Origin of the sequence: Leisingera sp. ANG-DT (assembly GCF_000813785.1) — a bacterium.
GTDB lineage: Bacteria > Pseudomonadota > Alphaproteobacteria > Rhodobacterales > Rhodobacteraceae > Leisingera.
This window is the reverse complement of the sequence record NZ_JWLE01000021.1, coordinates 1-22,640: the sequence shown is the minus strand read 5'-3', so window position 1 is coordinate 22,640 and position 22,640 is coordinate 1. Positions and strand designations below refer to the sequence as shown.

The 22,640-nt window shown below is 65.1% G+C and carries 25 protein-coding genes; 19 read left to right on the top strand and 6 right to left on the bottom strand.

The annotated features are described in order from the left end of the window. Nucleotides 1-24: 24 nt before the first annotated feature. The 5 genes from RA21_RS16175 to fsa all read right to left on the bottom strand — a co-directional run bounded on the left by RA21_RS16175 (nt 25) and on the right by fsa (nt 3,096). The gene (locus tag RA21_RS16175; protein WP_039150796.1) at nt 25-231 is read right to left on the bottom strand and encodes a hypothetical protein; all 207 of its coding nucleotides are present in this window, start codon (nt 229-231) and stop codon (nt 25-27) included. Nucleotides 232-344: 113 nt separating this feature from the next. Beyond that, entirely contained in the window at nt 345-572 is a 228-nt protein-coding gene (locus tag RA21_RS23450) for a GDCCVxC domain-containing (seleno)protein (protein ID WP_019298112.1), read from the bottom strand. A 50-nt stretch (nt 573-622) separates the two neighbouring features. Further along, entirely contained in the window at nt 623-1,543 is a 921-nt protein-coding gene (locus RA21_RS16165; RefSeq protein WP_019298111.1) for a tyrosine recombinase XerC, read from the bottom strand. After that, the gene (locus tag RA21_RS16160) at nt 1,540-2,247 is read right to left on the bottom strand and encodes a DUF484 family protein (RefSeq protein ID WP_039150793.1); all 708 of its coding nucleotides are present in this window, start codon (nt 2,245-2,247) and stop codon (nt 1,540-1,542) included. Before RA21_RS16160 ends, RA21_RS16165 begins: the two co-directional genes overlap by 4 nt. A 195-nt stretch (nt 2,248-2,442) precedes the next feature. Next, the gene (gene fsa / locus RA21_RS16155) at nt 2,443-3,096 is read right to left on the bottom strand and encodes a fructose-6-phosphate aldolase (RefSeq protein ID WP_039150790.1); all 654 of its coding nucleotides are present in this window, start codon (nt 3,094-3,096) and stop codon (nt 2,443-2,445) included. Nucleotides 3,097-3,177: 81 nt separating this feature from the next. Between fsa and RA21_RS16150 the strand changes: the two genes are divergently transcribed. The 4 genes from RA21_RS16150 (at nt 3,178) to RA21_RS16135 (ending at nt 8,268) form a co-directional block, all read left to right on the top strand. Then, nucleotides 3,178-5,373 carry a primosomal protein N' gene (locus RA21_RS16150; protein ID WP_039150788.1) on the top strand — a complete coding sequence of 732 codons (2,196 nt, stop codon included), beginning with the start codon at nt 3,178-3,180 and terminating at the stop codon, nt 5,371-5,373. Nucleotides 5,374-5,575: 202 nt separating this feature from the next. Beyond that, entirely contained in the window at nt 5,576-6,811 is a 1,236-nt protein-coding gene (locus RA21_RS16145) for an MFS transporter (protein ID WP_019298106.1), read from the top strand. A 136-nt stretch (nt 6,812-6,947) separates the two neighbouring features. Beyond that, on the top strand, nt 6,948-7,820 hold the full coding sequence (locus RA21_RS16140; protein WP_019298105.1) for a 50S ribosomal protein L11 methyltransferase: 873 nt from the start codon (nt 6,948-6,950) through the stop codon (nt 7,818-7,820). A 103-nt stretch (nt 7,821-7,923) separates the two neighbouring features. Next, nucleotides 7,924-8,268, top strand: a complete 345-nt coding sequence (locus tag RA21_RS16135; RefSeq protein WP_039150785.1) for a hypothetical protein — start codon at nt 7,924-7,926, stop codon at nt 8,266-8,268. Between the two features lie 178 nt (nt 8,269-8,446). On the opposite strand, the gene RA21_RS16130 is transcribed toward RA21_RS16135, so the two are convergent. Next, nucleotides 8,447-8,665, bottom strand: a complete 219-nt coding sequence (locus RA21_RS16130; RefSeq protein WP_019298102.1) for a DUF1127 domain-containing protein — start codon at nt 8,663-8,665, stop codon at nt 8,447-8,449. A 338-nt stretch (nt 8,666-9,003) separates the two neighbouring features. Here RA21_RS16130 and ruvC point away from each other — a divergent pair, with 338 nt between their 5' ends. The 15 genes from ruvC (at nt 9,004) to RA21_RS16055 (ending at nt 22,435) form a co-directional block, all read left to right on the top strand. Beyond that, nucleotides 9,004-9,501 (top strand): crossover junction endodeoxyribonuclease RuvC, encoded by a 498-nt coding sequence (gene ruvC / locus RA21_RS16125; protein ID WP_039150947.1) that lies wholly within the window; start codon nt 9,004-9,006, stop codon nt 9,499-9,501. Beyond that, a complete protein-coding gene (gene ruvA / locus RA21_RS16120; protein ID WP_019298100.1) occupies nt 9,498-10,187 on the top strand; it encodes a Holliday junction branch migration protein RuvA in 690 nt (229 codons plus the stop codon). Before ruvC ends, ruvA begins: the two co-directional genes overlap by 4 nt. A gap of 159 nt (nt 10,188-10,346) precedes the next feature. Then, nucleotides 10,347-11,366 (top strand): Holliday junction branch migration DNA helicase RuvB, encoded by a 1,020-nt coding sequence (gene ruvB, locus RA21_RS16115; protein WP_019298099.1) that lies wholly within the window; start codon nt 10,347-10,349, stop codon nt 11,364-11,366. Between the two features lie 235 nt (nt 11,367-11,601). Continuing rightward, entirely contained in the window at nt 11,602-12,267 is a 666-nt protein-coding gene (locus RA21_RS16110; RefSeq protein WP_019298098.1) for a hypothetical protein, read from the top strand. Beyond that, nucleotides 12,267-12,809 (top strand): RNA 2',3'-cyclic phosphodiesterase, encoded by a 543-nt coding sequence (thpR, locus tag RA21_RS16105; protein WP_082008980.1) that lies wholly within the window; start codon nt 12,267-12,269, stop codon nt 12,807-12,809. Before RA21_RS16110 ends, thpR begins: the two co-directional genes overlap by 1 nt. A gap of 62 nt (nt 12,810-12,871) precedes the next feature. Then, the gene (gene ybgC / locus RA21_RS16100) at nt 12,872-13,255 is read left to right on the top strand and encodes a tol-pal system-associated acyl-CoA thioesterase (RefSeq protein WP_019298096.1); all 384 of its coding nucleotides are present in this window, start codon (nt 12,872-12,874) and stop codon (nt 13,253-13,255) included. Nucleotides 13,256-13,361: 106 nt separating this feature from the next. Then, on the top strand, nt 13,362-14,057 hold the full coding sequence (gene tolQ, locus RA21_RS16095) for a protein TolQ (protein WP_019298095.1): 696 nt from the start codon (nt 13,362-13,364) through the stop codon (nt 14,055-14,057). 4 nt (nt 14,058-14,061) lie between these two features. Beyond that, a complete protein-coding gene (gene tolR, locus RA21_RS16090) occupies nt 14,062-14,553 on the top strand; it encodes a protein TolR (RefSeq protein WP_039150780.1) in 492 nt (163 codons plus the stop codon). Nucleotides 14,554-14,568: 15 nt separating this feature from the next. Next, entirely contained in the window at nt 14,569-15,696 is a 1,128-nt protein-coding gene (locus RA21_RS16085; RefSeq protein ID WP_039150777.1) for a hypothetical protein, read from the top strand. Next, on the top strand, nt 15,693-17,018 hold the full coding sequence (gene tolB, locus RA21_RS16080) for a Tol-Pal system beta propeller repeat protein TolB (RefSeq protein ID WP_019298092.1): 1,326 nt from the start codon (nt 15,693-15,695) through the stop codon (nt 17,016-17,018). Before RA21_RS16085 ends, tolB begins: the two co-directional genes overlap by 4 nt. 91 nt (nt 17,019-17,109) lie before the next feature. After that, complete coding sequence (pal, locus tag RA21_RS16075; RefSeq protein ID WP_019298091.1) at nt 17,110-17,616, top strand: peptidoglycan-associated lipoprotein Pal; 507 nt, start codon at nt 17,110-17,112, stop codon at nt 17,614-17,616. A 4-nt stretch (nt 17,617-17,620) separates the two neighbouring features. Continuing rightward, nucleotides 17,621-18,454, top strand: a complete 834-nt coding sequence (gene ybgF / locus RA21_RS16070) for a tol-pal system protein YbgF (protein ID WP_019298090.1) — start codon at nt 17,621-17,623, stop codon at nt 18,452-18,454. Continuing rightward, complete coding sequence (gene tilS / locus RA21_RS16065; protein WP_082008979.1) at nt 18,451-19,704, top strand: tRNA lysidine(34) synthetase TilS; 1,254 nt, start codon at nt 18,451-18,453, stop codon at nt 19,702-19,704. Before ybgF ends, tilS begins: the two co-directional genes overlap by 4 nt. 78 nt (nt 19,705-19,782) lie before the next feature. Beyond that, a complete protein-coding gene (ftsH, locus tag RA21_RS16060) occupies nt 19,783-21,696 on the top strand; it encodes an ATP-dependent zinc metalloprotease FtsH (protein WP_019298088.1) in 1,914 nt (637 codons plus the stop codon). Between the two features lie 163 nt (nt 21,697-21,859). Beyond that, nucleotides 21,860-22,435, top strand: a complete 576-nt coding sequence (locus RA21_RS16055; RefSeq protein ID WP_019298087.1) for an MOSC domain-containing protein — start codon at nt 21,860-21,862, stop codon at nt 22,433-22,435. Nucleotides 22,436-22,640: the final 205 nt, after the last annotated feature.

Below are 22,640 nucleotides of genomic sequence, written 5' to 3'. Positions count from 1 at the left end.
AATTTGCCCCGGAGCCGCAACCGTTCAGTGCAGAATTGGGCGGAATTCCGTACCCGCCGCCAACTGGATCCGCGCCATGCGGCGGCCATGCGGCGCCGGGTCGGTGATGTCGGGCGAGGAGAAAGGGGATTGTGCGGGCCTGTCGCGCTGCCATGGCTGCACATCAGGCGGCGGGGCAGGGGCGGCAGGGGCGCCATCGGCAAACAAAACGGCAAAGCCGGCGGGGGTCATGGCAGAATCCTTTCTGGATCGGTTTCTGCCATCTGGCCTGCAGCGCCTTAACAGAGGCTTGCTGCCTGCTGCGGAAATTAGTGCGGATTTTATTCAACCGGGCGGTAAACCGGTCAGCCGCAGCAGCCGTCCCCCTTTTGCACCGGCGGGCACGGAACGGTCCCGTAGGAACAGAAAACACAGCAGTCGCCGGGCTTTGGCCGCAGCAGGGTTTTGCAGGCGGGGCACTCATGAAACCACTGGCAGGCGTTCTGCGGCATCTCCTCTGCCGCCTGATGCCCGCAGGCGGGGCAGGTCAGGATACTGGTCAGTTCCACTTGTGCGGGGTGTTCATCGGGCATGGTAGACCCTCCTGCTGACAGCAAAGGCCAGCAAGGCGGGCGGGGTCAAGTCACGCTTTCGGGTGGGCCTTGTTGTAGACTTCCAGCAGGTGGGTGGTGTCCACCGCAGTATAGGCCTGGGTGGTCGACAGCGACGCGTGCCCGAGCAGTTCCTGAATTGCGCGCAGGTCGCCGCCCGCCTCCAGCAGGTGGGTGGCAAAGCTGTGGCGCAGCGCGTGCGGGGTGGCGGTGGCGGGCAGGCCCAACTGGGCGCGGGTCCTGGCCATCACCCCCTGGATCTGGCGCGGGTTCAGCGCGCCGCCGCGCACGCCGCGGAACAGGGGGGCCTTCGCCTCCTGCGGATGCGGACACAGCGACAGGTAACGCTCCACTGCATCGCGGGCGGCGGGCAGTACCGGCACCACGCGCTCTTTCCGGCCCTTGCCCAGGATGCGCAAGACCGGCGGCAGCGGTGCATCCGCACCCGTCAGCCCAAGCGCCTCGGATATCCGCAGCCCGCAGCCATACAGCAGCGTCACCACGGCGACGTCCCGCGCCGCCACCCAATCCTGCTGCGACTGCAGCTCAACGGTTTCGAGGACGGCCTTGGCCGCCTCCGGCGCCAGCGGCCGCGGCAGCTTTTTCTGGAACTTGGGGGAGCGCGCCAGCAGCACCGCGGCCGGCTCAAACCCTTCACGCTCTGCCAGCCAGCGGTAGAAATTCTTGACCGCCGACAGCTTGCGCGCCAGCGACCGTGCCCCGGTGCCGGAGTTGCGCTCCGACGCCATCCAGGCCCGCATGTCCGAAGTCGTGATCCGCGCCAGCGCCCCCAGCCCCTGCGGCCCGCCGCTGTGCTGGGTCATGAAGGCAAGGAAGGCGGTCACATCGCCGCGGTAGGCAGTGAGGGTGTTTTCTGAGGCGTCCTCCAGCCCGCCCAGCCGCTCCAGCCACAGCTGCAGCGCATCCCGGCAGGCAGGCGAGATCAGCGTCATGACAGCCAGCAGCGCATCGAGCGTTCAAAGACGCCGCCAAAGAAAGTCAGGAGGTCCGTGCCTTGCATCGGCGAAAACTGATGCGGGTCTTCCGATCCCATCACCAGCATACCGGGCAGGCGGCCTTCGCCCAAATCCAGCATCAAGCAGGCCTCGGAACGGATCCATTCGGCCTTAGCCCCGTAAACCCGCGGGCTGCCGCCCTGGGTCTGGCGCAGGGTCACGGGGCGGTCGCTGCCGGGCTGGCCGGCATAGCTTTCAGTAAAGCCGGGGCCTGCCAGCTTCAGTGCGCCGGACTTGCGCTCCACCTCGGCGCCGCCGGGCTGGGCGGTCTCCAGCACCAGCGCCAGCGCATGGACGCGCAGGATTTCCGGCATGTCCTGCTCAAGGCAGGCCAAAAAGGCGGTGAAATCGCGCGGCTCCAGCAGCCGCAGCACGGCGCGGTGGATGAGGTTGGTGCCGGCCAGGTTGTCATAGGCCGCGGCAATCACCGAGCGGTGGGTATCCTCCAGCCGGTCCAGCCGTGCCGCCATCCGCTCCATCGCGATGCCGCGCAGGTCAACGACGTTGGACCCCATCGCCCGCTCATTGGCTGCAACCAGGGCGTTCATCAGGTGCTGATCCTCCAGCACCGCATCGGGTTTGGCGAGGATCGCCTCGCGCAACTGGTCTTCCAGGCTGACTGTATTGCTTGAACTGCTCATGTGAACTCTTACGGCTCCGGACCTCTGACGGGTTTGGAAACGTGTATAGCATGGGATTTGCACGATGCCGCGGAAAAATGCGGGATGTGCGGAAATTGCTGCGGGGGGCGTGCATCAGAGCCAGACCGCACAAGAAGAAACAAAAAAGGCGCCCGGACCGGGGCGCCTTTCGTAAACGTTTGTCTCGCGAAACGATCAGAGGATCTTGATATCCGCCGCCTTGATGTCGGCCAGGAAAGCATCCAGGCCCTTGTCGGTCAGCGGGTGGTTCACCATCGCCTTGATCACCGCGGGCGGAGCGGTGATCACGTCAGCGCCGATACGGGCCGAATCCAGCACATGGTTCACGGAGCGGATCGAGGCCGCCAGGATCTGGGTCTCGAATCCGTAGTTGTCATAGATGGTGCGGATGTCCTCGATCAGTTCCATGCCATCGAGGTTGATGTCGTCCAGACGCCCGATGAAGGGGGAGATGAAAGTCGCGCCCGCCTTGGCCGCCAGCAGCGCCTGGTTGGCGGAGAAGCACAGGGTCACGTTCACCATGTGGCCGTCGTCGCTCAGGGTCTTGCAGGCCTTCAGGCCGTCCCAGGTCAGCGGCACCTTCACCGCGATGTTCTCGGCGATCTCCACCAGCTTGCGGCCTTCGGCGATCATGGTTTCCGCATCTGTGGCGGTTACCTCGGCAGAAACCGGCCCGTCGACCAGATCGCAGATCTCCTTGGTGACCTCGATGATGTCGCGGCCGGATTTCTTGATCAGCGAGGGGTTGGTGGTGACACCGTCCACCATGCCCAGATCGTTCAGCTCGGCAATGGCGCCGATCTCGGCAGTATCTACGAAGAATTTCATGGGGCAGTCCTTTGGATGGGTTGGCCTCGGTCGCCACAGCCTTTACCTCATGGAAATACGGGCGGCAACACAGGCAGCAGTATGAGCGGGCAGGAGTTCTTTCAGGCAGGCGAGAGGGTTGGGGTTCTGACCACGCAACCCCTTGACCGGCTGCTGGATTACCGCGCGCCGGAGGGCGGCTGCTACCTCGGCGCCTATGTCGAGGTGCCCTTGGGCCCGCGCAAGGTGCTGGGCGTGGTCTGGGGGCCGGGTGCCGGGGATTTCGATTCGGCCAAGCTGCGCGCGGTGATCCGGGTGCTGGATGTGGCCCCGATGCGGACCGAAATGCGCCAGTTCCTTGGCAAGGCTGCCGACTACACCCTGACACCCATGCCCGCGATGCTGCGGCTGGCCACCCGTGCGCCGGGTCTTTCCGATCCGCCGTCGATGCGCAAGATCCTGCGCCGGGGCGAGGGCGTGCCGGACCGGATGACGGATGCCCGCACCCGGGTGCTGGAGGTGCTGGAGGAGTATGGCGGCCTTGCCTTCACACCCAGGGAACTCGCCGATATGGCGGATGTGACACCCTCGGTGGTGAAGGGGCTGGTCAAGCAGGGCGCCCTGCGCGAGGAGGAAGCCCCCCGCGACACCCCTTATCCGCATCTCGACCCGGAACTGCCCTCAAAACAGCTGACCGAGGATCAGGCCAAGGCTGCCGCCGCCCTGGCCGAGGGCGTCCAAAGCGGGCGTTATGGCACCACGCTCCTCAAAGGTGTCACCGGCTCCGGCAAGACCGAGGTCTATCTGGAGGCCGTCGCCGCCGCCCTGCGTGCTGGACGGCAGGCGCTGGTGCTGCTGCCCGAAATCGCGCTCACCGCTGAGTTCCTGACCCGCGTCGAGGCGCGCTTTGGCGCCAAACCGGCTGAATGGCACTCCGGCGCCACCATGACCGAACGCCGCCGGGTCTGGAAAATGGTCGGGCAGGGAGCGGCCCAGCTGGTGATCGGCGCCCGCTCAGCCCTGTTCCTGCCGTTCCGCGACCTGGGCCTGATCATCGTCGATGAGGAACACGACACCTCCTACAAGCAGGAGGACGGGGTTCTGTACAACGCCCGCGACATGGCAGTGCTGCGCGCGGCGATGTGCTCGGCACAGGTGGTGCTGGCCTCCGCCACGCCCTCGCTTGAGACCTGGGCCAATGCCGAGGCCGGCAAGTACAACCGCCTGAACCTCACCTCCCGTTTCGGCGCCTCGGTGCTGCCGGACATGCGCGCGGTGGATATGCGGTCAGAGGATCTGCTGCCCTCCACCTGGATCTCGCCCACCCTGAAACAGGCGATGAAGCTGCGCCTGGAACGCGGAGAGCAATCGCTCCTGTTCCTGAACCGCCGCGGCTTTGCCCCGGTTACCATCTGCCGTGCCTGCGGCGCCCAGGTGGCCTGCGACCATTGCGATGCGCGGATGGTGGAGCACCGCTTCATGAAGCGGCTGATGTGCCACCAGTGCGGCGAGACGAAGCCGGTGCCGGAGGCCTGCCCGTCCTGCGAGGTGGAGGGCAAGATGGCCCCGGTCGGCCCCGGCATCGAGCGGCTGGCGGAGGAAGCCACAGCCCTGTTCCCGGAGGCGCGCATCGCGGTGCTCAGCTCCGACCTGTTCGGCTCTGCCCGCGCGCTGAAAAGCCGGATCGAGGAGATCGCCGCAGGCGAAGCCGACATCATCCTCGGCACCCAGCTGGTCGCCAAGGGCCATAACTTCCCTTTGCTGACGCTGGTGGGGGTGATTGACGCCGACCTTGGCCTGCAGGGTTCCGACCTGCGCGCGGCAGAGCGGACCTTTCAGCTGATGCGCCAGGTGGCGGGCCGGGCAGGGCGCGCCGAACGCCCGGGCGAGGCCCTGATGCAGACCTTCCAGCCGGAGCACCCGGTGATCCGGGCGATCCTGTCTGGGGATGAGGAAAGCTTCTGGAAAGCAGAAGCCGCCGAGCGTCAGGCCGCTGGCGTGCCGCCCTATGGCCGGATGGCCGGGATCATCCTGTCCGGGCCGGATCTGGCGGCGGTCTTTGACCTCGGCAATGCGATGGCCCGCAACGACGGACCGCTGCGCCAGATCGGTGCGCAGCTGTTCGGTCCCGCCCCGGCCCCCATCGCCCGCGTCCGCGGCCGCCACCGGGTGCGCCTGCTGGTCAAGGCGCCGAAAGGCGTGCCTTTGCAGGAGGCGCTGGCCCGCTGGACCGCGCCGCTGCGGCTGAAGGGCGACTTGCGCCTCAGCATCGACATCGACCCGCAGAGCTTTTTCTGAGACCGGGCAGGGGGCGCTGCCCCCGGCCTGCGGCCTCCCCCGGGGTATTTCTGACCAGAAAGAAGCGGCCTTTCTCTTGCCCGGCATATCCCTGTGCGAGGCAGAGCCTCGCATTTCCAGTCTCTGCGCGCTGATGCGGAGCTTAATGTGCAGGCGGTTTTCCCCCTCGCCAGACCGGCGGAACAGGCGTAAACCCTTGCTCATGTTCAAACCGATGCCCCTTTCTGAGGCCCAGGGCCTCCCGTTCTGGCGCCGCCCGGTGACGCTTCTGTTCCTGATGGCGCTGGCGATGCCGATTGCCTTCAACACCTGGAGCGCGCTGCTCAACAATTTCGTGATCGAAGCGGCCAATTTCGACGGCGCCGACATCGGTCTGTTGCATACCGTGCGCGAGATCCCCGGCTTCCTGGCCGTTGGTGTGATCGCGGTGATCCTGTTCGTGCGCGAGCAGGTGCTGGGGCTGATCTCGCTGGTGATGCTGGGGGTGGCCACCGCAGTCACCGCCTGGTTCCCCTCGCTCGGCGGCCTGCTGATGGTGACGCTTCTCAGCTCCATAGGCTTTCACTACTACGAGACGGTGAACCAGTCGCTGCAGCTGCAATGGCTGCCCAAGGACCGCGCGCCGCAGACGCTGGGCTGGCTGGTGGCGGCCGGGTCGGCGGCAACGCTGGTGGTCTACGGGCTGATCGTGCTGACCTGGGAGAGCCTGGGCCTCAGCTACAACACCGTGTTCCTGGCCGCAGGCGGGCTGACTGCCGCCATCGCGCTATTTGCGCTCTTTGCCTATCCGCAGTTCGACGCGCCGCACCCGCAGACCAAGAAGCTGATCCTGCGCAAGCGCTACTGGCTCTACTACGCGCTGCAGTTCATGGCGGGCGCCCGGCGGCAGATCTTTGTAGTCTTTGCAGGCTTCATGATGGTCGAGAAGTTCGGCTTTGAAGTGCATGAGCTGACCGGGCTTTACCTGATCAACCTGGTGATCAACATGACCGTTGCGCCGGTTCTGGGTAAGGCCGTGGCCGCCTTTGGCGAACGCCGCACGCTGATTTTCGAATACGCAGGGCTCGCCATCGTCTTTGCGGCCTATGGCGGCATCTACTGGTTCGGCTGGGGAGTGGTGATTGCGGCTGTGCTCTATGTGGTGGACCATGTTCTGTTTGCCCTGGCGCTGGCGCTCAAGACCTATTTCCAGAAGATCGCCGACCCGGGCGATATCGCCCCGACGGCCGCCGTGGCCTTCACCATCAACCACATCGCCGCGGTGTTCCTGCCGGTGCTGCTTGGCCTCCTCTGGGTCTATGAGCCGGGCCTGGTCTTTGCGTTGGCGGCAGCCATGGCGCTGGTGTCGCTGTCCCTGTCGCTGCTGATCCCGCGCCACCCGGAACCGGGGAACGAGACCATCTTCAGCAAATACGCGCGGCCTGCGCCGGCGGAATGACCCTTCCGCCCCGCCAAGGGGCGGAGCGCCCGCGCACGGGGTGAGCGCGGGCGCTGCCTGGCCTCAGGCCAGGCGGATGCTTGACGCGGGCCGCGCGGCAGCCTAGGCGCTTGGCAACAGTTTCAGGAGCAACGCCATGCCCACATTCACCGCCCTCACCACGCTCACTGCAAAAGCCCAGGCCGAAGCGCTGGGCGAAGCCATGGAGCGGCTCATCCCGGAACCTACCGGCATCGGCGTCTTTGAGATGGAGGACGGCTCCGGCCTGTGGGAGGTTGGCGGCTATTTCACCGAAGCCCCCGACGAGGCAGGCCTGGCGCTGCTGGCTGCGATGCATGAGGCCAAACCCTTTGTGGTCTCAGAGGTGCCGGAAACCGACTGGGTCGCCCATGTGCGCCGCGAACTGGCGCCGGTCGAGGCCGGCCGCTTCTTCGTTTACGGCTCCCATGACGCGGACAAGCTGCCCGCAGACAAGATCCCGCTGCTGATCGAGGCGGCAATGGCGTTCGGCACCGGCCACCACGGCACCACGCTGGGCTGCCTCAAGGCGCTGGACCATCTTCTGGACGAGGGCTTCCGCGGCGAAAAGGTGGCTGACATCGGCTGCGGCACCGCGGTGCTGGCAATGGCCGCAGCGCGCGTTTGGGATGGCACCATCCTGGCCAGCGACATCGACGAGGTCGCGGTCGAGGTGGCTGAGGCCAATCTCAAGGCCAACGGCATGGAAGGCCAGGTCACCTGCCTGGAAGCGGCCGGTTTCGACAACCCGGAATTGCAGGCGCAGGCGCCCTATGACCTGATCTTCGCCAATATCCTGAAAGGCCCGCTGGTGGCCCTGGCGCCGGATCTGACGGCGAATCTGCGTCCCGGCGGCTATGCGATTCTCTCCGGAATCCTGAACGAGCAGGCCGATGACGTGGTCAGCGTTTATGCACAGAACGGCGCCAATCTGGCGCGCCGGGACGAAATTGGTGAATGGACAACGTTACTTCTCCGTAAAGCGGGCTGATTGAACTAAGTTTACGGCAAATTTGAGGGGCTTGCCCCACTTTTGCCGCATTTTTAGCCAATGATGGGCCATCCGCTGGTGGGGGCCAGTTCGGAGACTAGTGATGGGCGAACATCGTGATACGTTCCAATCGCGTTTGAAGCATATCAACCGCAAGCATAATGCCATGTCCGAAGGCTTTTCCGCGAAGATGCGGCCGGACGGGCTCTTGGTGATTCAGCCGCGCCGGGTGCAGTCCCGGATCTCGGCCCGCACCGTGGTGATCTTTGCCGGGGCCTTCCTGCTGTTTAAGGGCTTCCTGATGGCAGCGCTTGGTTTTGGCAGCTATGACGAAAGGGTCAGGACCCTTGCCGAAGGCAGTGCGCTTGAGCGCGCGGGGGCCTTTATCATGCAGGCTGATCCTGCTTCCATTTACATCGCTCAGAAGATCGGGCCAGTGCTGCGCTGACCCGGATCAAACTGCAGGAAAGAGTGTGAAAGGCCGCTGCTCACGGGGCAGGCGGCCTTTTCCTTTGCCGGCGGCTGGCTGCACGGCCGCGCCAATAAAAAACGCCGCGGCCATTGCAGGTCCGCGGCGTTTCCCTAATCGCCCCGAGGGAGGAGGCAGGGCGGAAATCAGGGATGTCTCAGAAGACGGTTTTGCCGGTGGCGACGCCATCGATGTCGCCGCGGCACATGCCGATGTCGGCCAGCTCGCGGTCGGACAGGCCGTTCAGCGCGTTGCGGGTCACGCGGGCGTCGTTCCAGGCGGCGAAGGCGCCGGTTGCAGCGGCGAACAGATCGCCGAAACGGCCAAACAGGCCGGTGGAACCATAGGTGGTGCGGGTGGTATCAAATGCGGCCATATCCGTGTCCTCTGATTAGCTGTTAGCATCCGTCGCGTCATTGCGATGGCGGGCATCTAGTGGCGAAAAATCAGCGCAGCAAGGCCTGAAATTGCATGTGTCATATGCACTAACTGCATAGCTGTTTGCCTTGTAAATAAGGGGTTTACGGCCAGGCTCCGAATGGGCCCGAAAATGTCGTTCCCGCCGGTATGAAGGGTCGTTTCCAGGCCGCAGCTGCAGGATTCCCGGAAACAATCAGCTATGAAAGCAATTGGACATGTTCGCCTTTTGTGCTAGTGCTGGGTCAAAATAATTTCCGGCCAGCGGGCCGGCTCGCGGGCAAGGGCAGGCAGATCATGCGGATTTTGGGAATTGATCCGGGGTTGCGGAACCTTGGATGGGGCGTAATCGAATCGCGCGGCAGCCGTCTCAGCCATGTTGCTAATGGTGTTTGCACTTCTGACGGCGACGATCTGGGCGAGCGTCTGTTGTCGTTGCACAACCAGGTTTCCGAGATCATCGAGGAATTCGCCCCGGACCAGGCGGCGATCGAGCAGACTTTCGTGAACAAGGACGGCGCCGGCACGCTGAAGCTGGGCCAGGCGCGGGGGGTGGCCCTGCTGACCTTGGCCAAGGCGGGTCTGCCGGTGGGCGAGTACGCCCCGAACCGGGTCAAGAAAACGGTGGTGGGTGTGGGTCACGCCGAGAAGGAGCAGGTGATGCATATGGTCAAGCTGCAGTTGCCGGGGTGCCTTCCCAAGAACGCTGATGCCGCAGATGCGCTGGCGATTGCGATCTGCCACGCCTACTACGGCGGCACGCAGCAGCGCCAGCTAAGGGAGAAACGCGCATGATCGGCAAGCTGACAGGGCGGCTCGACTACCGGGCGCAGGATCACGTGCTGATCGACGTGCGCGGCGTTGGTTACATCGTCTACTGCTCCGACCGCACCATGGCGGCTTTGCCGGGTGTGGGCGAAGCCATCGCGCTCTACACTGACATGGTGGTGCGCGAGGACCTGATGCAGCTTTACGGCTTCACCTCGCTGGTGGAGAAGGAATGGCACCGGCTGCTGACCTCGGTGCAGGGGGTGGGCGCCAAGGTGTCGCTGGCCATTCTCGGCGCGCTTGGGCCGGACGGGGTGAGCCGCGCGATTGCACTGGGGGACTGGGCCACGGTAAAGGCCGCCAAGGGCGTCGGCCCCAAGACCGCGCAGCGCATCGTGCTGGATCTCAAGGACAAGGCGCCCGGCGTGATGGCGATGGGTGGCACCGTGGTGGACGCGATGGACGGCCCAGGGCTGGAGGTGGTCGAGGATGCCGATCCCGCGCCTGCTGCGAAGCCGGCCCGCAAGGCGCCGCCCAAGAAACCCAGCGGTGCGGCGGCTGCTTCCGCCGGGGCGTTGTCGGCCTTGGGCAATCTGGGCTACGGCCCCTCGGATGCCGCGGCTGCGGTGGCAGAGGCGGCTGCGACCTATCCGGATGCGGATGAGCCGGAACTGATCCGCGCCGCGCTGCGCCTGCTGGCGCCGAAGGGATAAGAGAATGTCTGCAAAAAACTGCATGACTTCGGTTAGGGCAGCGACTGGCCCGGCGGGGCAGGAAGCGAAGCGCCCGCCCCGTGGGGGGCGGGACGGGCGCTGCCCGGCCTCTCGGCCGGGCGGTACTGCAGAAAAGTTGATGCACGCGGAGTATCGCAAATGATTGACGCCGACCCCGCCTTGCGCCCCGAGCCGTTGCCGGAAGACAACGACCGCGCCCTGCGCCCGCAGGGCCTGGGCGAGTTCATCGGCCAGGCTGAGGCCCGCGCCAACCTGCGCGTCTTCATCGAGAGCGCCCGCCGCCGCGGCGAGGCGATGGATCACACGCTGTTCCACGGCCCCCCGGGCCTTGGCAAAACTACGCTCGCTCAGATCGTCGCGCGCGAGCTGGGAGTGAACTTCCGCATGACCTCCGGCCCGGTGCTGGCCAAGGCAGGCGACCTGGCAGCGATCCTCACCAACCTCGAAGCCCGCGACGTCTTGTTCATCGACGAGATCCACCGGCTGAACCCGGCGGTGGAGGAGGTGCTCTACCCGGCGATGGAGGATTTCGAACTGGATCTGGTGATCGGCGAAGGCCCGGCAGCGCGGACCGTGCGGATCGAGCTGCAGCCCTTTACCCTGGTCGGCGCCACCACCCGGATGGGCCTCTTGACCACACCGCTGCGCGACCGTTTCGGCATCCCGACCCGGCTGCAGTTCTACACCATCGACGAGCTGTTTGAGATCGTCAGCCGCAACGCCCGCAAACTGGGCGCCCCCGCCGATGACGCCGGCGCCCGCGAAATCGCGCGGCGCGCCCGCGGCACCCCCAGGATCGCCGGGCGGCTCCTGCGCCGCGTGGTGGACTTCGCGGTTGTGGAGGGCGACGGCACCATCACCCGGGAGCTGGCCGACGGTGCCCTGACGCGGCTGGGGGTGGACCAGCTGGGGCTGGACGGCGCCGACCGCCGTTATCTGAAGCTGATCGCGGAAAACTACGGCGGCGGACCGGTGGGGATTGAGACAATCTCGGCGGCCCTCAGCGAAAGCCGCGACGCGCTGGAGGAGGTGATCGAGCCCTACCTCCTGCAACAGGGATTGATCCAGCGCACCCCGCGCGGACGGATGCTGGCGCAAAAGGCCTGGACGCACCTCGGCATGCCACCGCCGCGCAGCCAGAACGACCTGTTCGGGTAAAACTGGGATTTGCCACTATAAGTTGTGTCAGTCTTTCTGTCCAAATGTTTCGCGCGCGAAACATTCGGGCAATATTGCTGACCTATCTGAATGCACTGCGCCGCGCCTGCGGCGCCGGGCCCAAGGCTGCTGCCGGCGGCCTGGCGCAGCCAGGAGGCCGGCCAGGCGCGGGAGCCTTCCCCTTGCTGTCCCGGCATACAGACGGCATAGACGGGGCAGGACCAAGGAGACGCAAATGACCGCCCAGCTGCCAGACCTGACGCCGGAGCAGATCGAAACCCTGTTCACCCGCAATGACGGCGCCTACGCCTTTGCCCGTTGGGGCCGGCCGGTGGCGCCGATTGTGTTCGGGGTGCAGGACGAGACCCTGAAGACCGTCAAGGGCGCACTGGAAGCAGTGATGACGCTGGCAGGCCACCAGATGGCCGAAACCGATCCGGAGCTGGGCTCCAACCTGATGTTCTTCTTCTTCCGCGAGTGGGAGGAACTGCTGGAGGTGCCGGACCTGGACCGGCTGATCCCGGGGCTGCAGACGCTGGTCGCACGGCTGAGAGACGGTGATGCCAGCCAGTACCGCGCCTTCCGCTTTGACGATCAGGGCGGCATCAAGGCGGCGTTTGTTTTCCTGCGGATGAAAGGACCAATGGCGCAGATGCCGGCCGAGACGCTGGCGCTCACTCAGGCGGTGCAGGTGGCGCTGATGTGGGGCGACTCCGCCTTCGCCGAGGCCTCGCCGCTGGCGGTTCTGCCGGAGACCGGCGCCACCATCCTGCGGCCCGAAATCGCGGGAGTAATCGCGGCCGCTTACGACCGGATGATGCCGGTTGCGGCGGAGGATAAATCCCATGCTCTGCGGCTGTTTGCGCGGCTTCAGGCGCCGGCGGAACCGCCGCAGAGCTGATGCGCGCCTTTGTCGGCCTGCCGCTGCCGGACTCAGCCCTGGATGCGCTGGAACGCGTGCAGGAGCGGCTGACCGTGGGACGCCAAGTCCCCGCAGAGAACATGCACCTGACGCTGGCCTTCCTCGATGACCAGCCGGAGGCCGCGCTGCAGGCCCTGCATCAGCTTCTGGCAGAGATCAGCGTGCCGCCCCTGCAGCTGACCTTCAACGGTCTGGACACCTTTGGCGGCAAGCTTCCGCGGGTGCTGGCGGCAGAGGTGCGGAAAACGCCGGAGCTGACCCGCCTGCGCGACCACGTCCGCAGCGCCTGCCGCACTGCCGGGATCGAGCTGTCCCGCGAACGCTTCCGCCCCCATGTGACGCTGGCGCGTTTTCCCCGGCACATGGAGGCGGGGCAGGTCGAAAAGATTGCCCGTTTTCTGGCCGTAGCATCGGAGTTCCGGTTGGAATGCGAAGCGGAGAGCTTTGCGCTGTTCCAATCGACGCTGGCGCCAGAGGGCGCGCGGTATGACAACTTGGCGGAGTATCCGCTAGAGGGATGAGCCGGCTTGCAGCGGTTTGGCGCCGCCCATAGGGTGCGCGGGCAAACGCAGGAGAGCAGGCAATGAACCACCAATTTCCCGTCCGGGTCTACTATGAGGACACCGACATGGGCGGGATTGTCTATCACGCCAACTACCTGCGCTTCATCGAGCGCGCCCGCAGTGACTGGGTGCGCGGCATCGGGGTCGATCAGAACGCCATGCGCGAGGCAGGGCTGATCTATGTGGTGCGCCGGATCGAGGCGGATTACCTGGCACCTGCCAAGTTCGACGAGGAGTTGCTGGTCATCACCTCCATGCACAATGTTACCCCCGCCCGGATGGTCCTGAATCAGGAGGTCGCACGGGACGGCCAGGTGCTGTTCCGCGCGCAGGTCACCATTGTTTGCATAACCACAGGCGGCAAACCGGCCCGGCTTCCGGCAGAGATTCGCGCATTGCGGTAACATTTGGCGCCCGGCCGCCTGTTTTATTGGCCTTTGCCATTGAACTGCGCTAGCGTCTTGCCAAATAAGGCCGGATAAACGGCTGGGAAAACCGTAGAGCAGGCGAATGGAAGCAGAAACTCTGGCGCTGGCGCAGGAGATTGATTTCTCCATGTGGGGCCTTTTCGCGCGGGCCACCGTAACCGTGAAACTGGTGATGCTGATGCTGATCGTGGCCTCGGTCTGGTCCTGGGGCATCATCATTCAGAAAACGATAAACTACCGCAAAGCGCGCGGGGAGGCAGACGCCTTTGACCGCGCCTTCTGGTCCGGCAATCCGCTGGATGAGCTGTTTGACCAAGTGGGGGCAGAGCCGCCCGGCCAGGCGGCGCGCATCTTTTCGGCCGGTATGACCGAATGGCGGCGCAGCCACCGCAGCGACGGCGGGCTGATCCCAGGCGCGCAGGCGCGCATTGACCGGTCGATGGATGTGGCGATTGCCAAGGAAACCGAAGGGCTGCAGGGCGGGTTGTCGGTGCTGGCAACTGTTGGCTCCACTGCGCCTTTCATTGGCCTCTTCGGCACCGTCTGGGGCATCATGACCGCCTTCATCGAGATCGCAGAACAGCAAAACACCAACCTCGCCGTTGTGGCGCCGGGCATTGCCGAGGCGCTGATGGCGACCGGTCTGGGCCTCTTGGCGGCGATCCCCGCGGTGGTCTTTTACAACAAGCTGAGCGCGGACAGCGACCGCATCATCGGCGGCTACGAGGCCTTTGCCGACGAGTTCGCCACCATCCTCAGCCGCCAGCTGGATTCCTGAGGCTATGGGCGCCGCAGTCCAGCAGCCTTCAGGCGGCAGCAACCGCCGCCGGGGCCGCCGCCGCGGGCGCGGCCGGCCGATGTCCGAAATCAACGTGACGCCTTTTGTGGACGTCATGCTGGTGCTTCTGATCATCTTCATGGTGGCAGCCCCCCTGATGACCGTGGGCGTGCCGGTGGAACTGCCCAAGACCGCCGCGGGCGCATTGCCCGGCGACGAGGAAGAACCGCTGACCGTCACCATGACCGCCGAGGGCGGCGTGGAAATCCAAACCACGCCGGTCGCGCGCGAGGAACTGGTGGCCAAACTGCGCGCGATTGCGGCAGAGCGCTCCTCGGACCGGGTGTTCTTGCGCGCCGACGGGCGGATTGCCTATTCGGACGTGATGCAGGTGATGGGCGCGCTGAATGCGGGCGGTTTTTCCAACGTGGGGCTGGTCACTGACACCGGTGGCCCGGCGCTGGACGGGCAGCGGGCTGAAAGCACAGGGCAGTAGGCGGGGACGCGGACGGTGCAGACCGGAACCAAGATCTCACTTGCCGGGCACGGGGTGCTGATGACATGGGTTGTCTTCGGTGCCTGGTTTCCGTCCGAACCCTTGCCGTCCAACGTGCAGCAGGTCGCGCTGATTTCATCCGAGCAATTCGAGAAGCTGAGCCAGCAGCGTGAGGCGCCGCAGGTGTCGCCGGAGCCTGCTCCGCTGAACGAGCCCGCCGCGGTGCAGCCCGCGCCGGAACCGGCACCGCAGCCGGATGCGGAACCGGAAATCACCCAGCCGGAACCCATTGCCCCGGCAGAGCCGGATCCGCAGGTAACAGAGCTGCCGGAACAGCCGCCGGAACCGGAAGTGCCGATCGAGCTGCCCTCTGCTGCGGAAGAGCCGGATGTGGCTTCGCTGGTGCCGCAGGTCCGGCCCGAAACGGCGCCGCGCCCGGTGGACCGGGTGGCGCCGGAACCGGTTGCACCGCCGGAACCGGACACCAGGATCGACGATATCGTCCAGCCCGAGGTGGCGCCGGAAGAAGGCGCCGAGACTGAGCAGGACGTGCAAGACGCCACTGCGCGTGAGGCCGCGAGCGACCGGATTGTGACTGAGGAGAACGAGGGCGAGGATGTGGCAGCCTCCGCCGCGCCCGCGGTCTCCAAACGGCCCAAGACCCGGCCCGCTCGGCCCCAGCCGGACCTGGAACCGCAGGTGACAGAAGCGGCGCAGCCGGTTGAAACAGAGCAGACGGATACTGCCGATGCAGTGGCGGATGCGCTGGCCGAGGCGCTGGCGGGCGGCGCCGATGTGGAGGCGCCGGAACCCTCCGGCCCGCCGCTGACGCTGGGCGAAAAGGACGCGCTGAGGGTTGAGGTGTCGCGCTGCTGGAACGTTGGCTCCCTGTCCACGGATGCGCTGAAGACAACTGTGGTTGTCGGTGTGTCGCTGTCCCAGGACGGCAAGCCGGACACCGGCTCGATCCGGATGCTGTCCAGCACCGGCGGGTCTTCGGCAGCGGCAAAGCAGGCCTATGAGGCGGCCCGGCGGGCGATTATCCGCTGCGGGTCCTCAGGCTTTCAGCTTCCCCCTGAAAAATACGCGCAATGGCGCGATATTGAGATGACATTCAATCCTGAAAGGATGCGGATCAAATGAGGAAAATACTGGCAGCCCTTCTGATCGGAGCCGCAGCCGCGGCAGGCGCGGGCGCGGCCATGGCTCAGGATGGCCCGCTTCGCATCGAGATCGACCAGGGCGTGATCGAACCCTTGCCTTATGCGGTGCCGGATTTCGTGCCGGAAACCCCGGCAGCCTCGGAATATGCGGCGCAGATTGCGCGGGTTATCGCGGCGGACCTGAGCGGCACCGGATTGTTCCGGGAAGTGCCGGCCAGCGCCCATATCTCCAAGGTGACGGGCTTCGACAATCCGGTGAAATACGCCGACTGGAAAGCCGTGAATGCGCAGGCGCTGATCACCGGCGCAGTCAGCGTCAACGGCAATCAGCTGACGGTCAGGTTCCGCGGCCATGATGTGTTCGCCGAGAAAGAGCTGGGCACCGGCCTGCAGTTCAATGGCACCACCGACGGCTGGCGGCGGATGGCGCATAAGGTGGCGGATGCCATCTACAGCCGGATCACCGGTGAAAGCGGTTATTTCGACAGCCGTGTGGTCTATGTCTCTGAAAGCGGCCCCAAGAACGACCGCCGCAAGCGGCTGGCGGTGATGGATTACGACGGTGCCAATGTGCAGTACCTGACCAACAGCGCCTCGATCGTGCTGGCGCCGCGGTTCTCGCCCACCGGCGACCGGGTGCTTTATACCAGCTATGAGAGCGGCTTCCCGCAGATCCATGTGCTGGACGTGGGCCAGGTGCAGCGCAAGGTGCTGTCCAGCGGAGATGGCACCATGAGCTTTGCGCCGCGGTTTGCGCCCGACGGGCGCACCATTGTCTATTCGCAGACCCAGGGCGGCAATACCGACCTGTTCTCGATGGATATCCAAACCGGGGCCAAGTCGCGGCTGACCTCGGCCCCGTCGATCGAGACCGCGCCGTCGTTCTCGCCGGATGGCAGCCAGATCGTGTTCGAAAGCGACCGCTCCGGCAGCCAGCAGCTTTATGTCATGCCGGCAGGCGGCGGCGAGGCGCGGCGGATCAGCTTTGGCCAGGGCCGTTATGGCACGCCCGTCTGGTCGCCGCGCGGCGACATGATTGCCTTTACCAAGCAGAACAAGGGCCGTTTCCACATCGGCGTGATGCGTACCGACGGCAGCGAGGAACGGCTGCTGACAGCGTCCTTCCTGGACGAGGGGCCGACCTGGGCGCCCAATGGCCGGGTGATCATGTTTACCCGCGAAAGCCAGGGCAGTGCTGGGCGGGCGCTGCTGTATTCTGTGGACATCACCGGGCGCAACCTTAAACCTGTGAAGACACCGGACGGGGCCTCGGACCCGGCCTGGTCGCCATTGCAGAATTAATTGAATCTATAAGGCGGGGATACCCGCATGGAACCTGAACCGGGCATATGTTAATTTCCGGTCAAGAAACGCAAAGGGATAGGCAGACAACATGAGCGGTTTGAAATTGGCAATTGCGGCTGTTGCCGTCCTGGGCCTTGCGGCCTGCAGCAACAACCGGTGGGATGATACGGCAAACGGCGGCGGAGCCGGCGCAGGGGCAGGTGCCGGGGCAGGGGCCTTGGATCCGGCAAGCCCGGCTTATTTCCAGCAGTCCATCGGCGACCGGGTTCTGTTTCTTGTGGACCAGTCGACGCTGACGCCTGAGGCACAAGGCATCCTTCAGGGCCAGGCGCGCTGGCTGACCCAGAACGCCGATTATGTTGTCACCATCGAGGGCCACGCCGATGAGCAGGGCACCCGCGAGTACAACCTGGCCCTGGGTGCCCGCCGCGCCAATGCCGCGCGGGAATACCTGATTTCGCAAGGGGTTGCAGGCCACCGCCTGAAGGTCGTCAGCTATGGCAAAGAGCGCCCGCTGGAGATCTGCTCAAACGAGGCCTGCTATTCCAAGAACCGCCGCGCGGTCACCGTGCTGGCCGGCGGGCTGACGGGGTAACGCGATGAAACGCCTGCGCACAGTTCTTCTGGCCTCCGTTCTGGCCCTGCCGCTGCCGCTGGCGGCGCAGGACAGCCAAACGCTGGCGGACATCCGCCAGGAGCTGACCGTTCTGCATGTCGAAATCCAGCGGCTGAAGCGCGAGATGTCGACGACAGGCGCCCCCTCGGCGAATGTGTCAGGCGACACGGTTCTGGACCGGGTTGCCGCGATCGAGAGCGAACTGCAGCGGCTGACGCTGCAGACCGAGCAGCTGGGCCACCGGGTCGACCGGATCGTCACTGATGGCACCAACCGGATCGGCGACCTGGAGTTCCGCCTGGTTGAGCTGGAAGGCGGCGATGTCGGCGCGCTGAAGGAAACCACCACGCTGGGCGGCGGGGAATTGCCTGCCGCCGGCGGCTCGGGTGCGGTGGCCGGCACGGCCGGCACCGAACCGGCGGCCGGAGAGCTGGCCATTGGCGAGCAGGCGGACTTTGATGCCGCCGAAAAGCTTCTGGCGGACGGCGCGTATCAGGACGCGGCAGAGAAATTCGCGGCCTTCAACCAGTCCTATCCAGGCAGCCCGCTGGCACCCGCTGCCGAATTCAGCCGCGGCAAGGCGCTGGACGGTCTGGGTGACACCCGCGAAGCAGCGCGGGCCTATCTGGCGGCGTTTACCGGAAACTCCGCCGGGCCTGTGGCCCCCAAGGCGCTGTTCGAACTGGGCGCGGCCCTGGGCCGCTTGGGCCAGACCGATCAGGCCTGTGTCACGCTGTCTGAAGTCGGAGTGCGGTTCCCCGGCGCTGCGCAGCAGGCTGAGGCCGCGGCAGAAATGGCCAAACTGGGCTGTTCTTGACCGGGCTGCGGCGCGATATCCTGGGACTGCTGCGCGGCCAGTTCCAGTCCAGGCTGACTGGCAAGCTGGGCATTGCCGTCTCTGGCGGCAGCGATTCCATGGCGCTGCTGCATCTGATGAAAGAAGCCTTCCAAGGTGAGCCGGTTGAGCTCCTTGCCGCGACTGTGGACCACGGTTTGCGGGAGGAATCAGCGGCTGAAGCCGCCTGGGTTGGCGAAGTTGCTTCTGAACTTGGGATCACGCACGAGGTGATCCGGTGGGAGGATGGTCCCGGCAAGGGCAACCTGCAGAAACAGGCGCGCGAAGCGCGCTATGATCTGCTGTGTGCCTGGGCTAGGCGCCATGGCATCTCTACCCTCTGCGTGGCGCATACAGCGGACGATCAGGCCGAAACCCTGCTGATGCGCATGGCCCGGGCCTCTGGCGTGTCGGGGCTTTCCGGCATGCCGCCGCGCCGCGTGCACAAGGGCGTTACCCTGGTGCGGCCGCTGCTGGAAGTGACCCGCAGCGAACTGCGCCAGTTCCTGCAGGAGCGCGGCATCGAATGGTGCGAGGATCCCAGCAACAGCGACATCCGCTATGAACGGGTTCGGGCACGCCGCGCCCTGGCGGAACTGGCACCGCTGGGCCTGACGCCGACGGTGCTGTCCCGGGTTGCCGAAAACATGAACAAGGCGCGCGAAGCGCTGGATTGGTACGTCTTCCTGGCCGCCCGCGACATGGCCCATGTGCAGGCCGGCGCGGTGGTTCTTTGCCAGCGGAAGTTCCGCACTCTCCCCGGCGAAACCGGCTACCGCCTGCTGGTCAAGGCCATCCAATGGGTGTCAGGCTCCTCCTATCCGCCGCGCCGGGTGCCGATGGAAATCGCCGTTCTGGCGGCGCGCGGCGGCGGCGCGGCTACAGTTGCCGGCTGCCACCTTCTGACAACCTCCAAACAGATTTGGATCTGCCGCGAAGCCAATGCGGTTGCAGGCGTGACCTCGCTTCCCGGCCAGATCTGGGATGACAGATGGAAGGTTTTCGGAGGCGATGCAAAGGGTTGCGAAGTGCGGCCCCTGGGGCGCGACGGGCTGTTCAGCTGTCCGTCCTGGCGTGCAACCGGGGTTCCGGGAACCGTTCTGGAGGCCTCGCCTGCCGTGTGGCGCGGTGCCGAACTGGCGGCTGCACCGGTGGCCGGAATGGGCAATGGCTGGACGGCCGAACCGGTGGCAAATGAAGAAGAGTTCTTTGCATCCCTTTTATCGCATTGAACCTGCTCGAATGATCCTTATTTTAAGCTCAACGCAGGCGGCCTGACAGGTGCGCCTTACTGATAGGGAGAACTTTCCTTGGGCAACGCTCGCAATATCGCCTTTTGGGTTGTTCTGTTTCTGCTGATTCTGGCGCTGTTCAATTTGTTCAGCGGTTCCGGCAGCACGATGCAGAGCCGTGAACGCACTTTCTCGGACTTCGTGAGTTCGGTGGAGACCGGCAAGGTCAGCACTGTCACTCTGGATGGGGAACAGGTGCGCTACACGACCTCGGACGGGCAAAACTATGTGACCATCAAACCGGCCGATGCCGAAGTCACCGCTCTTCTGATCGAGAAGAACATCCCGGTGCGCGCTGAAAAGCAGCAGCAGTCGGGTTTCCAGTCCTTCCTGATCACGCTGCTGCCGTTCCTGCTGCTGATCGGCGTCTGGATCTACTTCATGAACCGGATGCAGGGCGGCGGCAAAGGCGGCGCCATGGGATTCGGCAAGTCCAAGGCCAAGATGCTGACCGAGAAGCACGGCCGCGTCACCTTTGACGACGTGGCGGGCATCGACGAGGCCAAGGAAGAACTGGAAGAGATCGTCGAATTCCTGCGCAACCCGCAAAAATTCTCGCGCCTCGGCGGCAAGATCCCCAAGGGCGCGCTGCTGGTCGGCCCTCCGGGCACCGGTAAAACCCTGCTGGCCCGCGCCATTGCGGGCGAGGCGGGCGTGCCGTTCTTCACCATCTCCGGCTCCGACTTCGTCGAGATGTTTGTTGGCGTCGGCGCCTCCCGAGTGCGCGACATGTTCGAGCAGGCCAAAAAGAACGCGCCCTGCATCGTCTTTATCGACGAGATCGACGCGGTGGGCCGTCACCGCGGCGCCGGTTATGGCGGCGGCAATGACGAGCGCGAGCAGACCCTGAACCAGCTCTTGGTGGAAATGGACGGTTTTGAGGCCAACGAAGGCGTCATCATCCTGGCCGCCACCAACCGCAAGGATGTGCTGGACCCGGCGCTGCTGCGCCCCGGCCGCTTTGATCGCAACGTGACCGTCGGCAACCCCGACATCAAGGGCCGCGAGAAGATCCTTGGCGTGCATGCCCGCAAGACTCCGCTCGGGCCCGATGTGGACCTGCGCATCATCGCCCGCGGCACGCCTGGGTTCTCCGGTGCCGATTTGGCCAACCTCGTGAACGAGGCGGCGCTGATGGCCGCCCGTGTCGGCCGCCGCTTTGTCACTATGGAGGATTTCGAATCCGCCAAGGACAAGGTGATGATGGGGGCCGAGCGCCGTTCGATGGTGCTAACCCAGGACCAGAAGGAAAAGACCGCCTATCACGAGGCCGGCCATGCCGTTGTCGGTCTGGCCCTGCCGCTGTGCGATCCAGTCTACAAGGCAACGATCATCCCGCGCGGCGGCGCTCTGGGGATGGTGGTGTCGCTGCCCGAAATGGACCGGCTGAACTACCACCGCGATGAGTGCCAGCAGAAACTGGCAATGACCATGGCGGGCAAGGCAGCCGAAGTCATCAAGTATGGCGAGGACCATGTCTCCAACGGTCCGGCCGGCGACATCCAGCAGGCCAGCCAGCTGGCCCGTGCCATGGTGCTGCGCTGGGGCATGTCGGACAAGGTCGGCAACATCGACTATGCCGAGGCCCATGAAGGCTACTCCGGCAACACTGCGGGTTTCTCTGTGTCCGCCAATACCAAAGAGCTGATCGAGGAAGAGGTCAAACGCTTCATCCAGCAGGGCTATGAGCAGGCGCTGGAGATCCTCAAGGACAAGAACGAGGAATGGGAGCGTCTGGCGCAGGGCCTTCTGGAATACGAAACCCTGACCGGCGACGAGATCAAGCGGGTGATGAACGGCGAGCCGCCGCAGGCCGGCGACGATGAGGACGACAGCGAGGATCAGGGCAACGCCTCGGTCACCGCGATCCCCAAGGCGAAGCCCAAAAAGACCCCGCCAGAGGGCGGCATGGAGCCTGAGCCCTCCGCCTGATGACCCAAGGCTTTGACCCCCGGATGCCGCTGGCCTCCGGGGGTTTTTCATTTCCGGCGCTGAACTGCGGGACCACAAAAAACCATCGCGGCACCACTGGTGCCGGTCCGCGCCGCCTGTATGCTCACTGCAACGTCAAAGACTTATGCGAGGGAGAGCGGGCATGCCGGTGCTGCGGAAAACGGAATTCACAGGACAGATTACCTGGCTGGGCCATGTGCCCGCGGACAGCGGCCTGCAGGCGGTGCCCGCAGATCATCTGGACCTCGGCTTTGGCGGCATTGCCGGCGGGCGCCACGAGGGCGGGAACCGCCCCTCCTGCGTGCGGGTCAGGAACCTGTACCCGGAAGGCACCGAAATCCGCAACGTGCGCCAGCTGACCATCCTGTCGGAAGAGGAACTGGCCCTAATCGCGGCGGACATGGGGATGGACAGCGTTAACCCTGCGCATCTGGGCGCAACCATCGTGCTGCGCGGCATCCCTGACTTCACCTTCGTGCCGCCGTCCTCGCGTCTGCAGGGACCGGACGGGGTAACGCTGACGGTCGACATGGAAAACCGTCCCTGCGTGCTGCCGGGCCGCGAGATTGAGAAAGACCACACAGGCTTTGGCGCGCGCTTCAAGCCCGCCGCACAGAATCGCCGGGGAATCACCGCCTGGGTCGAACGTCCCGGCTCCCTGCAGTTGGGCGGCGAACTTGCGCTCTTTGTACCGGATCAGCGCGCCTGGGCGCCCTAGGCGGCCAGTTTTGGGGAATTCCGTTTCCTTTAAGGAACCTTGGCAGGGCCTGCGAAAGACCCCACGCCGCATCAAGGCGTGATAATGTCGGAAATCACGCGCGTATTGTGCCGCATTTTGGCTAAGTCTACCGCCAAACCGGCATTCCCGTGCCGGCGATTGTATGCAAACTCAGCAGGAACCTTGCCATGAGCTACAAGAGTGA